Origin of the sequence: Cysteiniphilum sp. JM-1, assembly GCF_008711525.1 — a bacterium.
In the GTDB taxonomy this organism is placed as follows: Bacteria; Pseudomonadota; Gammaproteobacteria; order Francisellales; family Francisellaceae; genus Caedibacter.
On sequence record NZ_VXKS01000009.1, the window covers coordinates 56212 to 71907 of the forward strand.

Here is a 15696-nt window from a genome sequence, read left to right on the forward strand (position 1 = left end):
GTAATGCACTATTATGCATGGAGTATATTAAGATCAAGTAGCGACCTTAATCAAAAAATGACAAAACCTGAGATGAAAGTAATTTGGACTATTGGTGGTGTCTGCGCCATATCTGTTATAGCAATTGCAGCTATTGCTATTTTTTTGTTGTAGTCATCTTGTTTTATATACTAATGGCACTACCTTTAGGAGGATTGATAACCATCCATGGTCGCTTCGCATTGGATCCTTACGCCATCCTGGTTCAGGATGACAAGTCAGGGGCGTCATTGCGAGCATGGATGCGCGGCAATCCAGTTTGCCAAGGATGGTTGATGTCTGCTTTTTGCAAAGTTTATATTCACAAACTACTTCTTAAGGTAGCGGCATTAGTTTTATATACCATTTATCAGACATATCACTTACTAACGTGAAACAGAATAATCAAAGCGCCTAGTTATAACAAGGCTCGGATATTTTTTGTTTTTTAACTTAAACGTTAAATGATAATCAAACGGCGTGGAGTTCCAATTCCAAAAATATGGTGCAACTGTTTTTAAATCATGATACAAATCATCTCTGGCACCTCCGCCATAGTAGTTACTATATTTAATTTCCCTGTCACCCTCCACCCAAGTTAGTACACCTTGATGCGCCTGTGATATTGGGATATTTTGAAAATCATCTATTGTCCCCCTATAATTAGTAAATTTCACACCGTACGTTTCGATATACCAATTAGAAAAATTAAATATAAGATGAGTCCGTAAATCATATTTGCTATCCGAAATAGTCTGCATATATGTGCCCAAATTAGGCTCAGCCACAGAAGCGATCTCTTGAGTGGCACTCGAGTTAAAACCTAAATTATCCATCACTTTTACACTAACATTATTATTACTTACAACACTTGGTGCTTGTAATACAATTTTTGCGCTGGTTTTACTTCCTGAAATCAACTTCCAATTACTTGGAATTGTCCATAGATAAGGTTGTGCTGCCAATTGTCTTCTCCCTTTTGCGCCTCCTTGTGCCTCAAGTGTTAATTCAGAACCTATTACTGTTGCTTCATGTCCAATAATTTTCACACTTGGATTTAACTGTGGATCTGGTTTAACACTATATTTAACAACAGTTGTACTGCTACTTTGACCACTATCATCTACAGCTGAGACTTGTATATTATATTGGTTACTATTCAGATTATAATCAGGCGCAGTAAACATTGGATTATAGACATTGCCCGCACTTAAGCAATTACCACAGCTCGCACTCCAGTAATAATTGTTACTCGGGATACTGCGCCCTTTTCCAGCGGTTGCTTGCGCATTTAAGCGTATGCTTTGACCTTCAAGAATCTCCTGATCTGTGCCTAAAGTAACACTTGGCGCTAGTGCGGGATCTGGTTTAATTGCTACTGAATGCTGTGCATTTGCTTTAAAGCCTTCACTGTCCATCACCTCTACAGAGATATTAGCAGTTTGCCCTGCTGATTTATATTGAGGTGCTTTAATGGTAATTTGTGCTTGATTAGCGCCGCTAATAATTTGCCAAGGTGCGGGAATATGCCACGTATAATTGCTTATACTTCGCCCACCTTTAGCTTGTGCGCCAGCATTTAAGCTAAACTCTTGAGACTCGATAATACCGCTCACACCATTGATATTAACCGTTGGCAAAAAATCATCATTAGGCGTTACTTGATACGTCACCTGCCCAGTTGATGATTTGCCATACGCATTTGTCACCGTTAAAGTGAATGTATATTGATTGTTACCATTTGCACGATAAGCTGGCACATCAAAGCTTGTGTTTAACTGATTCGAATTATTGATTACAATATGAGGATCTGATGCCTGCCAATGATAGCTAAGTGTTTGATCTGGTGCACTTGTATCGCCCTCTACAGTAGCACTTAACACTTTATTAGTTTGCTCAGTGATATTGCCATTATCTGGCATTGTAATGCTTGGGGCTTTATATATTATGACGGTTAAAGCCACATCGTATATCAACTGATATCCAAAATCAGGATCTTTGACACTCATTAATACTTGTCCTGTATAACGACCCGCGTGTGCTTGATCATAAGCAGCTGTTTTGACCAACTGAAAGACCATTTGGTTTTTATCTAACATTTGATCAGTTACTCTATTTAATGGGAACCAACGACTGCCATCGATAAGACTTCTATAACCTTTAAAATTAAAGCTGACAACTTTGCCTTGCGCATTTTTAAGCTCTGCGCTAAAAGCCGTGTGATCTGGGTTGCCAGTGATTTCTTTATCAGTCAACTTACTTGGTAAACCAGATACCTCTGTATTTGTAGTTGCTTGCAGATCAGCTACATTTACATAGGCAAGTAATTGTGCATTATCATTGATAAACTTATCTTTATAGCCCAAAGTAACACCGGAAAAACGCCTGTCACCCTCTTTTGCAAAGTCCCAATGTAAAGCTTCAACTTCAGTAGCCACAGTACTTCCAACACTTGCCATCATTTGTGCTTTATTTGCATACATTACTTTTATCGTGGGCGTATAGGCACCTTTAGTCGCTGTTTCAAATACAGCATGAATCTCACAAGAATCAGCGATGCCTAAGTCTTGAGAGCAAGTACTACTACTTTGCTGTAAGCCATCAGAGAAAATAATGTTTCCTAAGCCTTTGGCAATTCGATTGCCTTGATTTATCACGCGAAACTGCACTTTATAAGGTTGATTAATCATAATATTTTCAGGTAATGGTTTTGTTGCTGCTATTTGTAATTGCACATTTTCAAGCACATTAATTATTATCGATTGCTCAGTTTGCACTCCGGTATTATCGGTAACGGTTAATTTAAGCACATAGCTATTTTTACCACCTTGATTAAACATAGGTGCAGTAAACTCTTTATGCGTATCGTCTCCTGTTGTATGTGCCATAGCAGTTCCAGACCACTGATAGTCTTCAATATTTCGTCCAACACCTGCATTGACTATTGCATTAATATTTATCTTCTCTCCTTCAATAACACGATGGTTTCCGCCTAATACCACCGTTGGCGCTAGAGCATCATCCGCATCAACTGATATAGTTAATATGGCGTAATCACTACTTACCCCTGTGCTGTCGATAACTGTTAATCCTATCTCACCTTGTTGACCTGACCCACTATATGCCGGTGCTTTCAAGGTAATATGCTTTGCGTGTTGATCTCCTATGAACGCCCAACCCTTAGGGATAAGCCAATGATAATTATTCTCTGGAATATTGCGCCCACCCTTTGCTTGTGCATTAGCATTTAAGGTGATCTCTTGGTTTTCTATAACCTGTTTATTTCCTTGGATTGTGACCGTCGGCTTTAAACTGCTATTGGCTTGTATTGTATACTTCACTGTATTAGCAATGCTTTTAACCCCTGTATTATCGGTAACAATCAATGATAAATTGTAGCTATCTGAGACACCATTATATGCAGGCGCTGTAAATACGGGTGTTGCTGTTTCTCTCCCTGATGTTAAATGCTGTGCACCATCACCACTCCATGTGTAAGATGTAATATGTCGACCACCTTTTGGACTGCCTGAACCTGATACTTGGCGAGATTGACCTTCCTCTATTATTTGGTTACCTCCTGCATTGGCCGTTGGCTTAAGTGCATCATCAGGCTCAACGGATATGCTCAAGGTTGTTTGATCACTACTTACCCCTGTATTATCAATAACGGTTAATGCAACCTCACCTTCTTGACCCAGTCCGCTATACGCCGGTGCTTTTAAGGTAATGTGTTTTGCCGTACCACCCCCCTTAATCACCCAGCCCTTAGGAACCAGCCAATGATAGCTATTCTCCGGAATATTGCGCCCACCTTTGGCTTGTGCATTAGCATTTAAGGTGATCTCTCGACTTTCTGTAACTTGTGTATCACCTTCAATCGTTACCATCGGCTTTAAACTGCTATTGGCTTGTATCGTATAAGTCACCGTACTAACCGCACTGTTAACGCCTGTATTATCAGTAACAACCAAAGACAAATGATAGCTATCTGCCCTACCCCTATATGCTGGGGCTTTAAATACGGGAGTCGCGGTATCTTTCCCTGATATTAAATGCTGTGCACCATCACCACTCCATGTGTAGGATTTAATATATCGGCTACCTTTGGGATTTGCTGAGCCTGATATATTATAAGAACGACCTTCTTCTATTGTTTGATTACCGCCCGCATTTGCCATTGGTCTAAGTTCGTCATCAGGATTAACAGATATCGTTAATATTGTTTGATCACTACTTATCTCTGAGCTATCAATAACCTTTAACGCAATCTCACCTTCCTGACCTAGTCCACTATATGCCGGTGCCCTTAAGGTAATGTTTTTTGCTACTTCACTCCCCTCAATTACCCAGTCCTTAGGGATCTGCCATCGATAGTTACTCTCTGGGATATTACGCCCACCTTTGGCTTGTGCATTAGCACTTAAGGTGATCTCTCGGCTCTCAGTCACTTCTGTACTGCCTTGGATCGTTACCGTAGGCTTTAGAGTGCTATTAGCTTCTACAATATAGTTAAGTATTTTTGTTGATATCTGCCCTGTTGAGTCAGTCACTGTCAGCTCCAACTGATATTCATTACCGTTTAATTGGTAAGCTGGCGCTGTAAAACTGGGACTTAAGGTGTCTGAGCCGTTTAACTGAATACCACCACTAGCTATCCATTTATAGCTGGTAATTTGACGCTGCCCTTTTGCTTGTACCATAATGTTATCAACATTAATCCGCTCACCTTCTGTTACTTTTCTTAGAGGATTAACCATAATAATTTCAGGTTTCAGTTTTGAATCAGGCATAACAATAATAGTGTGATGAACTGTCGCACTTGATTGCTGTGTGTTATCGGTGACAAATACACTCATCTCAAGCTCATCTTCAGATGACCCCTTATAAGCAGGGGCTTGCAAATGAAGCTCACGTTCATCACTTGCCCCATCTATTTTCCATACCTTATTTTTTATTAGCCAATGATAGGCATTGGCAGGAATACTTCTACCATTACCAGCTTGGGCATGCGCTATTAAAGTAATCTCATCACCTTCAACTACCTCACTGTCCTTATTATCACTAATACTGCTTACAATAGGATCTTTACTGCTATCAGACGTTACAATGATATTAATAGATGCAGGCTTACTTTGAATTCCAGTATTATCAATTGCAATCACTTGCAATTGATACTTATCCTCACCACCTAAAAAACTCGGAGCTGTAAAGACTCTTTCTTGATCTTGTCCTTTCAAATGTGCTACTGCTGAACCAGAGAACTGATATTTACTGATTGATCGACCATCACCTGCTTGGGCAACTGCATTAATAGTAATGCTTTGCCCTTCAATCACCGTGCGATCACTACCTAAACTCACCTTTGGTTGTAAACCTTCATCTGCCATGATTTCAATACTATGGTCTGCTTGAGCACTCTTGGCGCCTACGCTATCAATCACCGAAACTTTAAAGCTTCCTTTAATACCTGCTGTTGTATATTTAGGCACTTTTACTGTTAATTGTTTATGATTGCGATCACCTACAATTTCCCAACCTTCAGGTACTAGCCAATGGTAGTTACCCTCAGGGATACTGCGCTGACCTTTTGCGGTTGCTTTTGCTTCTAATGTTATCTTCTGCCCTTCTGTTACCTGTGTATCCGCTACAATCTCAACACTTGGTTCTAATAGCGCATCTGGCGTTACCGTATAAATAACACTACTAGGCTCACTAACAATGCCTGAATTATCCGTCACACTCAATGTTAGTTCATACTTATCTTGCAAGCCCCCTTTATAAGAAGGTGCTGTAAAAATGGGTTGTAATACATTGGGATCACTTAAATAACTTGCACCATTGCCACGCCAATGATATGAGCTAATAGATCTACCTTCTCCAGCAACGGCGCTAGCAAGTATTTGGTGTGTTTTACCTTCCTCTACTGACTGAGCTAAACCAGCATTTGCTGTTGCTTTCTTTTTGCTATCGGCCAATACCTCAAGTGAGGAGAAAACCGTTTGTTTATTGCCTTTGCTATCGGCAACAACTAATTTAAAGTCATAGATGTTATGATCTTTACGGTATGCCGGAGCTATTATCTGTACTGTTTTTTGCGTACTATCTACAACATGTACCTCTTTTGCAGAATCCCACTGATAACCCAAGTTTTTATCCTCTGGGAAAATAACCGGTGTCAGTGAATAATTCTGCCCTTCTTGCAATGTGATTTTTGGCGGTAAATAGACTGCATAATCCTGTGTTGAGATGACACTTTTCTTCACTGACTGCATAAACGCAGGATTATTGCTCAAAGACATCATCACTTTGTTGCTCTTAGCCTTTTCTTCTTGAGCTGGCGATAATTGACTAACATCATAGGTTCCACCATGGTTTTTAGCGCTATAATAAACGCCTTGGTTTGCTAGGGTCATATGCTGATAATTACTTGCACTTTGATAAACCTCTTTGACATTACTACCTGCCGTAAAATAAAGTAAATATTTACCAGATTGAGAACGTAAATTACTGATATAAAACGCATCACCAATACCAGTAATTGCACTTAATAATCCATATGGCAGAATATTCGAGACTTCAATTGAGCGCGATATCAGCTCACCTTTGTCTGATAATTGATACCATGTCAACTGCCCCATCAAATTCACAAGAATATTAATCAGTCGATTCTGACTTGATAGCGCCATAATATAGCGCGGACTATCAAATAAATGTATCAGTGGCGCTATATGCGTTTTGCTTGCATCCTGCGCTATAGTAATATATCGTACCCCACTGTTACTTGATGTGTTAATCGCAAGTAGCGCTTGCTCTTTACCAACTAAAATCAATGATTGAATAGAGCCTGTGAAACTCGCAACTTTGGTAACGCTACTGAAGTCACTGGCAACCTGATAAACACTATTTAGCTTAGTCACAGGATTATAACTGGTAACAAGTATTACCTGCATACTATCAATATAAAGTAAGTGTTGCAGAAATTGCGGGTAGGTTTGAGAGAGTGTTAATGGAAATAATTGCTCATTACTATACTTAAATAGCGTATTACTTACATCATCACTTGCAAAATAAATATCTCCATGCTCATCTGCTATGGCGCTATGTATTGATTTGATCTTAGGGTCTAGCTTAGCAACATCTATCGTCTGACTGTCTTGTGAATCTTGTGATAGCAATATATGAATTTGACTACCCATATTTGCCAAAACACCATGTATAGGGAAAATATAATCTCTGGTGTTAAATAAGTTGTTTTTGATATCTAATGTTGCCAGTTCACTGCCGGCTTCTACCTTAAACTGACATACCCCATGACTTGCTAAAGTAACTTTTTGATTTACAAACTCACAAGCATGCCTTTTTAGCTGACTACTAACGTCAACTCCTTTACTTAGTATCTCGGTGCTAACAGGCGTGTCACTGCCATTGTAAAGCGTATACAAATAATCAGTATCATTTATTTTATGATAAAAACGCCAAAACTTTTGCCCAACAGGTTTAACATAAACAGGAATCTCAGTATCAGCTTGTAAATTGCTATCAAGCGCATTAATTTTTAGATAATAGGGCTCGCTATCTTGTTGCTCTTTTTGCGGTGGTACGTAGCTATAATATATCTTACAGGCTTCGTTTGGTTTAAGTGATGTCAAATGCAAGCAATCCTGTGGCTGAGGGAGATAGGAAAAGCGCTGATCTTTCACAAACTCATTATCATCAAAATTGACTTGAGAAAATCCCTGCCAAACAAATGGCGAGTCATTATATATTGTGAAATAGTACGACTTACTATTGCCTGTAAATATTGGTACGTCCGTTTGTAATTTTATTGGCGCCACCACAACTTTACCCGTATATACTTCAGTTTGCTTATCAAACTGTCCTGTTACACTGATAAAGCCTGAGCCAAAGCTATCGGTATCAGCAATAAGCCATAGACTATAACGTTGATTCGCTTGCAAGATGCCGCCAACAAATAAAGGGTTATAGCTATCAATCCTCACACCCTTTGGCAGCATGATATTCACAGCACTTACTTTTAAGTCATGCTTAGGTATGATCGTCATTTCATAGCGTTGACTCGGCCGACTAATATAAACATTATTAAACGAAAATGCCTGACTGTTATAAGTTTTCAGTTGAATATCATCACGCATATTTGAAGCGCTAATCGTAAACACACCTTGATTGAATAATGAGCTTAAATGACCTGTATTAAGCGAAATATCTACAGTAGCTAATGCGGGGATTATCTGCTGCCTTGAGACAATTTTATCATTATAAGACAAAGTAACATTGTTTAAAGGGATAACACTTGGATTAAATAGTGTCACGCTCTGTGTATCATAACTTAGAAAAATATCATTATTATGTGCAGATAAAAAATTCAGTATTGGCTCATCTAATAGCGCATTACCTTGTGGCTTAACCGTTGTCGAAAAATGCTTATCAAATACTTGGTTTGTTGTCGTGCTCACACTGACATCAAAATTAAGCGCACCTAACTGGCTTGCCGTAACATAAAGAGGGATTGTGCACTCATGTGTAAAATGCTTAAAAACACCCCGATCATTAAAGCAAGTTTCTACACTTGCTAAATCTGTGGCTAAACTCACTTCTTTATTATTAATAAAAATATTTGAAATTTTAACGTCATGACTCGTATCCGAATGACTGCCGATAATTAAGGGATCACCATCATCATTGGAGAGTTTCAAGACGACTACGGCTTTACTATGCTCCTTGATATAGTGTGGCAGACTAACATTCGTACCCATGGATACTCTAGTTTCATCCGTCCCGTCACCTTTTACGCCACACCCAGCAATAAGTAAAAGATATGCTGCAAAACATAAATATCGCACATAGTTAAAACAAAGCATGTTAAAGACTACCCCATCGTATCTGTTTTTTTAATCAAATAGTTTCTGCAAACAGATTATATCGGGCTAAATATTTGATCATACCTAGGGTTTTTCCTAATGAATTTATCATAAAAATAAATCAACTATCATATGATGAGAAAGATACTGGCTTTTCATTCTCAATGATGGAGTCATTTTTAGTCATTTGTAATCAAACCAAGCATTGGTTAAATTAGCACCAAGCAGCAAAGCATACTGCTTAATCAAATCGCAACGTTAACATATTGAGGAGTCATACCGCACCCGTGGAACGGGAGCGGTATGATTCTCAGTGCATCCCTTATGTTTTATTCCATGCTAAGCCAACAACCAACTCTCAGGATGGCGATCAAATCACAACAATTAATTGGAAATTACAAGGCTAAATTGCCTACATCATACAAACCGCATCGATAAATCAATCGCTTGAATGTTTTTAGTCAATGCACCAATCGAGATAAAATCAACGCCGGTTTGTGCAACCGCATAAATACTGTCAAGCGACATATTACCAGAGGCCTCAAGTTGCGCTTTCCCCTTAGCGATACTAACGGCCTTTTGCATATCTCTTAATGAAAAATTATCAAGCATAATTACATCGGCATGCGCTTTTAGTGCTTCATTAAGCTCGTCAAAGTTCTCAACCTCAACTTCAACCATTTTCTGTGGCGCGATTTCTCGCGCTTTTTCAATCGCCTTGGTAATGGAGTGATCACACGCTGCAATATGGTTTTCTTTAATTAAAAAGGCATCAAATAAACCAATGCGGTGATTCATCCCGCCACCACAAGTAACGGCATATTTTTGCGCCAAGCGAAACCCTGGAATCGTTTTGCGTGTATCAAGTATTGTGCACTCCGTGCCTTTGATCGCTTGTATATATTCACGCGTTTTTGTGGCAACAGCTGAGAGCATTTGCAAGAAATTAAGCGCATTGCGCTCAGCGGATAAGATACTGCGTGCTAAACCCTCAACTTCAAAAAGTGTTTTATTCGCAAGAACCTCTTCACCATCATGATGATACCAGTGGATTTTCAAACTAGGATCAACTTGTCTAAAGACTTCATTCACCCAATCATAGCCACACATCACCATCGGCTCACGGGTGATCACGCGTGCACGGGCTTGTTCATGTTCATTGATCAATAAAGCATTAATATCGCCTTGATCAATATCCTCAGCCAGTGCTTGCGTTACCATTGTTGTCACAAGCGCCTTAGGGACTTCGGTAATTTGTTCGGTTTGTAAGTGTGTATGACTCATTTATTGTTAAACTCCACCATTCGCGTTAATGGCACCATTGCACGCTCACGCACATCATCTGGCACGATAATTTCATTGTCCCCTTTCTCTAAAACTTCAGCGAGATTTTTTAAGGTATTCATCCCCATCCACGGACAATGCGCACAGGATTTACATGTCGCACTATTACCCATGGTTGGCGCTTCAATAAACACCTTATGTGGTGAAGCTTGCTTCATCTTATAAAAAATACCGGCTTCCGTCGCTACGATAAAAATAGGATTTGGTAAGTTTTTTGATGCTTCCAATAATTGTGAAGTGGAGCCCACGGCATCAGCCAGTGCCACAATCTCTTGAGGTGATTCTGGATGCACTAACACAGCAGCTTCTGGATATTGTGTTTTTAAATCAAGGAGTGCACGCGCTTTAAATTCTTCATGCACAATGCACGCTCCATTATAATGCACCATATCCGCACCAGTTTGCTTCTCAATCCAACGTCCTAGGTATTTATCCGGTGCCCACAGAATTTTTTGACCTTGATCATTCAAGTATTCACAAATTTGTAAGGCATTGGATGAGGTAACCGTCCAATCAGCCAAAGCCTTAATACGCGCTGAAGTGTTCACATAAACGACAACCGTGCGATCAGGGTGCTCAGCAATAAACGCTTTAAATTCTTCCTCTTGACAACTCACATCAAGTGAACACTCAGCTTCCAATGTCGGCATAATGACTTTTTTATGAGGTGACAAGATCTTAGCACTCTCACCCATAAAACGCACACCGGCAACGACTAGTGTTTCCGCTGGGTGATCCTTGCCAAAGCGTGCCATAGCGAGGGAGTCGCCTAGCATACCACCGGTTTCCTCAGCTAATGCTTGAATATCCGCATCGACATAGTAATGGGCAATTAAACAGGCATTTTTCTCTTTTAATAATCGTTTTATTTTCTCACGATAAAATGTTTTTTCTTGTTCATCTGTTACTTGTAAACTTTTAGCTTTCGGCCAAGCTTGAGCAACACGTGATTGAAATTCGACATCACTGATCATCATTGAGGTGACCTCAATATACTAAATAAAAGGTTTTTGGAGTGTACCACAGACCATCAAAAATAAGAAAAAATAGCAGCATTTTTCTTGTTTTTCTTGCTTTCAGTCACTTTTTCTTTACAGTTGGTAGTTATAAGCAAGGCAATCAAATTTCGTTATGACCTCAAAAAAAACCATTATCATTACCGGTGGCAGCCAAGGCATTGGCAAGGCGTGCTGTGAGCTATTTCACGCCAATGACTATCAGGTGATTAATCTTGATATCGCCCCCAACGAACTTAAAGGTATTGATTATATTCAAACTGATTTAAGTCAAGTTGTGGCAATCAAGGATACTTTTAAACAAATTAAAGAAAAATATCCACGTATTGACGCGCTTATCTCCAATGCGGGCATTCACTTCTCTGCCAGTATTGAAAACACGTCAGAGAAAGATTATTTTCGCGTATTAAACACCAACCTTACCTCATGCTTTTTTGTGCTTAAAGAAACCATTTCATTGATGAAACGAAACGTCGATGGTGGACGCATTATTACTATTGGCTCAGATCAGTCTTTTGTCGCTAAAAATAACTCAGCGGTTTACGGCTTAACAAAAGCTGCTATCGCTCAGCTGACCAAAAACATCGCCCTTGATTATGCTAAAGATAACATTACTGCCAATTGTGTTTGCCCTGGCACGATTGAAACACCACTTTATTGGCAGGCAATACGAAACTATTCTCAAAAATCAGGCGCGGATATCAATGCCATTCATAAAGAAGAACAATTGCTACAACCGGCAAAACGCTTAGGACAACCAGAAGAAGTGGCAAGCTTAATCTATTATCTTATTGATCAAGCAGGCAGTTTTTTATTAGGTAGCAATATTGCTATTGATGGTGGTTATACCGCGCAATAATTGACATCTTTTCTGGTATTTTCTGGTATATGCCAAGCCAGTTCGCTAAAATAACGCCACGCAATATTCTAGATTTAAATTTCTCATGCAGATTCTGCCAAAAGCAACACGCAATATTTATGCCAACGCCATACCTACGGCACTATCGCTTGCCTTAAATGAATACATCTTGGCAAATGATCAAAAGCCTCATTTATTAGTGTGTGAGAGCGCACAAATCGCATTACAACTATATGATGAGCTGTGCTTTTTACTGCCACAAAAAGTCATTTTACATTTTGCTGATCTTGAGATTTTGCCTTTTGACTATTTCTCTGCGAGTGAAGATGTCATCTCATCGCGTTTAAATACCTTAAATCAGATTCAAAATAACCCCAATAGTATTATCATTGCCAGTGTTAATACGCTGACTAAATATCTACCACCAAAGTCCTTTTTGCATGCTAATGCCTTTATGATTAAAAAAGGCGACAAGCTTGATCTAACGCTAAAAAAACGTCAACTAGAAACAACAGGCTATCAGAATGTCACTCAAGTGATTGCTCGAGGTGAGTTTAGTGTGCGTGGCAGTATTTTGGATATTTTTCCGATGGGATCGGATGACGCCTATCGTATTGACCTATTTGATGATGAGGTTGACAGTATTCGTTGTATTGATGTGGAAACACAACGCTCTCACTCGCCAATTGATGAAGTCAACATATTGCCAACACAAGAGTTTGTCCTTGATAAAAAAACACTCGATCAATTTGCATTAAACTGGTATGAACTGATACCGCACGCGGATACCCAAAATCAAATTTATCAAAGCATCATTAAAGGGCAGATGATCAGTGGTATCGAGTTTTATCTGCCGCTATTTTTTGAACGTGTTAATACGCTTTTTGACTATTTACCACAAGATACGATCATTCATAGCATTTATAACTGCCAATTGTCATTAGAAAAATATCACACTGATATTTTGACAAGACATGACCAGTTAGCGCATGATCGCGAGCGCCCTATTTTACAACCTGAGCAAGTTTTCTTGTCCCCTGCTGCATTTAATGGCTTAATCAAAGACTTCACGCACATTAAATGGTTATCTCAAGATAAAACCAAGGCAAATAACCTTGAAGTTGAAGCTCTACCTGATATTCATGTGCATTATCAATATAAAGAGCCCTATCAAAAGCTCCTGGATTTATTAGCAAACACAAGCTTTAACAAAGTTATTTTTTGTGCTGAAAGCCCCGGCAGAAAAGCGCTTATGTATGAAAATCTAAGTAAGTTGGGCTTGACGCTTGATACCTATGTCAACTTCAGTGATGCGCTTGAATCAGGCTCAGCACGCTCAATTACTGTCGCGCCCTTTACCCAAGGCATTATCACCCACAATAAGACGAATAAAACACTCATCGTTACCGAGTTTGATTTATTTGCAAATCATAGTGCGATTAATTTACGCACACGCATTAAACAAAAAAATGAAGCTATTCCTACTGTCGCCCTTAAAGACTTATCGGAATTAAGCCTAGGCAGTCCCGTGGTGCATATTGAACATGGTATTGCCCGCTTTGATGGCTTAACTAAACTTGATTTCGGCACACAAGACACTGAGTTTCTAACGCTTAAATTTAAAAATGATGAAAAGCTATATGTGCCAATCTATGCACTACACCTAGTCAGTCGCTATAGTGGTACTGAGCTTGAACATGCACCCATTAGTAAGCTTGGCACCGATACTTGGCAGAAGGAAAAAGAAAAAGCGGCTAAAAAGATCAATGATGTTGCCGCTGATTTGTTGGCAATTTATGCAGAACGCGCTCTTAAGCAAGGCTATGGCAATATCTTCCATGAAAAAGACTATCTGGCATTTTGTGAAGGGTTTCCCTTTGAAGAAACACCTGATCAAGCCATTGCAATTAATGATGTCATTAAAGATATGATCTCAGATAAGCCTATGGATCGCTTGGTGTGTGGTGATGTTGGTTTTGGTAAAACAGAAGTGGCGATGCGTGCCGCCTTTATTGCCGCAAGTAACAATAAACAAGTGGCAGTTTTAGCACCAACAACCTTATTAGCGCAACAGCATTTTGATAACTTTAGTGATCGATTTAGTGAGATGGGAGGAAGAGTTGAAGTACTATCACGCTTTAAAACAACCAAAGAGCAAAACGATGCGATCAAACAAATCAACGATGGGAATATCGATATTGTGATCGGCACACATAAATTATTATCTGAGAAAATTAAGTTCCATAATTTGGGATTATTAATTATCGATGAAGAACATCGCTTTGGCGTGACGCACAAAGAAAAAATGAAAGCAATGCGCGCTAATATCGATATTCTAACGATGACTGCAACACCTATTCCGCGCACCTTAAATATGGCATTTTCTAATATTCGCGATTTGTCAGTGATTGCCACGGCACCTGCTAAACGCCTATCGGTTAAGACATTTGTTCGACAATATAATAATGGCATTGTTAAAGAAGCCGTGATGCGTGAGGCACTAAGAGGTGGGCAAGCCTACTATCTTCACAACAGTGTTAGCACGATTTATCATAAGGCTGAGGAGTTACAAAAGCTTTTCCCTGATATCAACATTGCAGTAGCGCATGGGCAAATGCGCGAGCGTGAACTTGAGAAAATCATGTTTGAGTTCCAACAAAATCGCTATCAAATTCTGGTATGCACCACAATTATTGAAACCGGTATTGATATTGCTAATGCCAATACCATTGTGATTGAACGCGCGGATAATTTTGGCTTAGCACAATTGCATCAGCTGCGAGGTCGCGTTGGACGCTCACATCATCAGGCCTATGCTTATTTACTGACACCACCTGAGGCATCATTAGCAAAAGACGCTAAAAAACGCCTTGAAGCAATCTTAGAAACAGAGTCATTAGGTGGTGGCTATATGCTGGCTAACCATGATCTTGAAATCCGAGGTGCCGGTGAAATGCTTGGCAAAGAGCAAAGTGGTAATATGCAAGGCATTGGCTTTAATCTGTATATGGATTTACTGCAAAAAACCATCTCAGCACTACAAAAAGGCGAAACATTTGATGCAACCAAGATCAATCAATCCTTCCAGCTGGATGCCCAAATTGAGCTTAGAATCCCTACACTTTTCCCTGAAGAATATATCTACGATGTGCACACGCGTCTTGGGCTTTACAAACGCATCTCCAGTGCGGAAACACACGATGAGTTAGATAGAATCAAAGTTGAAGTAATTGATCGCTTTGGTTTATTGCCCGAGCATGCGCAGTATTTATTTGATATAACTCATTTGAAATTAAGCGCCACTCACCTTGGTATTCATAAAATCGAAATGCACTCATCAGGAGGCAAGATAGGTTTTAATGCTCCACTTAAATTTGATCCTATTCACCTGATTACGCTAGTACAAATGCAACCGCAAGATTTCCAATTAAGCCAAGATCAAAAGCTTATGATTAAAAAATCCTTGCCCCAAGCCCAAGAAAGAATTGCATTTATTAGCGCATTTATCGATAAGTTGCAGTCAAAAATAAAGCACACCATTAATATGTAAGGGCGTATAGCATATGCCCTGCTATTT

Annotated in this window: 5 protein-coding genes; 2 read left to right on the forward strand and 3 right to left on the reverse strand. The window is 39.4% G+C overall.

All coding sequences use genetic code 11. The features are described from left to right. Positions 1–404: 404 nt before the first annotated feature. The 3 genes from F3D68_RS05680 to nadA all read right to left on the reverse strand — a co-directional run bounded on the left by F3D68_RS05680 (position 405) and on the right by nadA (position 11218). On the reverse strand, positions 405–8900 hold the full coding sequence (locus F3D68_RS05680; protein WP_151193481.1) for a PKD domain-containing protein: 8496 nt from the start codon (positions 8898–8900) through the stop codon (positions 405–407). A gap of 417 nt (positions 8901–9317) precedes the next feature. Further along, positions 9318–10184, reverse strand: coding sequence for a carboxylating nicotinate-nucleotide diphosphorylase (gene nadC / locus F3D68_RS05685; RefSeq protein WP_151193482.1), 867 nt, complete (start codon positions 10182–10184; stop codon positions 9318–9320). Further along, positions 10181–11218: a quinolinate synthase NadA gene (nadA, locus tag F3D68_RS05690; RefSeq protein ID WP_151193513.1), complete on the reverse strand. Its 1038-nt coding sequence runs from the start codon at positions 11216–11218 to the stop codon at positions 10181–10183. Before nadA ends, nadC begins: the two co-directional genes overlap by 4 nt. Before the next feature lie 157 nt (positions 11219–11375). Between nadA and F3D68_RS05695 the strand changes: the two genes are divergently transcribed. Then, a complete protein-coding gene (locus F3D68_RS05695) occupies positions 11376–12119 on the forward strand; it encodes an SDR family NAD(P)-dependent oxidoreductase (protein ID WP_151193483.1) in 744 nt (247 codons plus the stop codon). An 85-nt stretch (positions 12120–12204) separates the two neighbouring features. Continuing rightward, a complete protein-coding gene (gene mfd, locus F3D68_RS05700; RefSeq protein ID WP_151193484.1) occupies positions 12205–15669 on the forward strand; it encodes a transcription-repair coupling factor in 3465 nt (1154 codons plus the stop codon). The last annotated feature ends 27 nt before the right edge of the window (positions 15670–15696 follow it).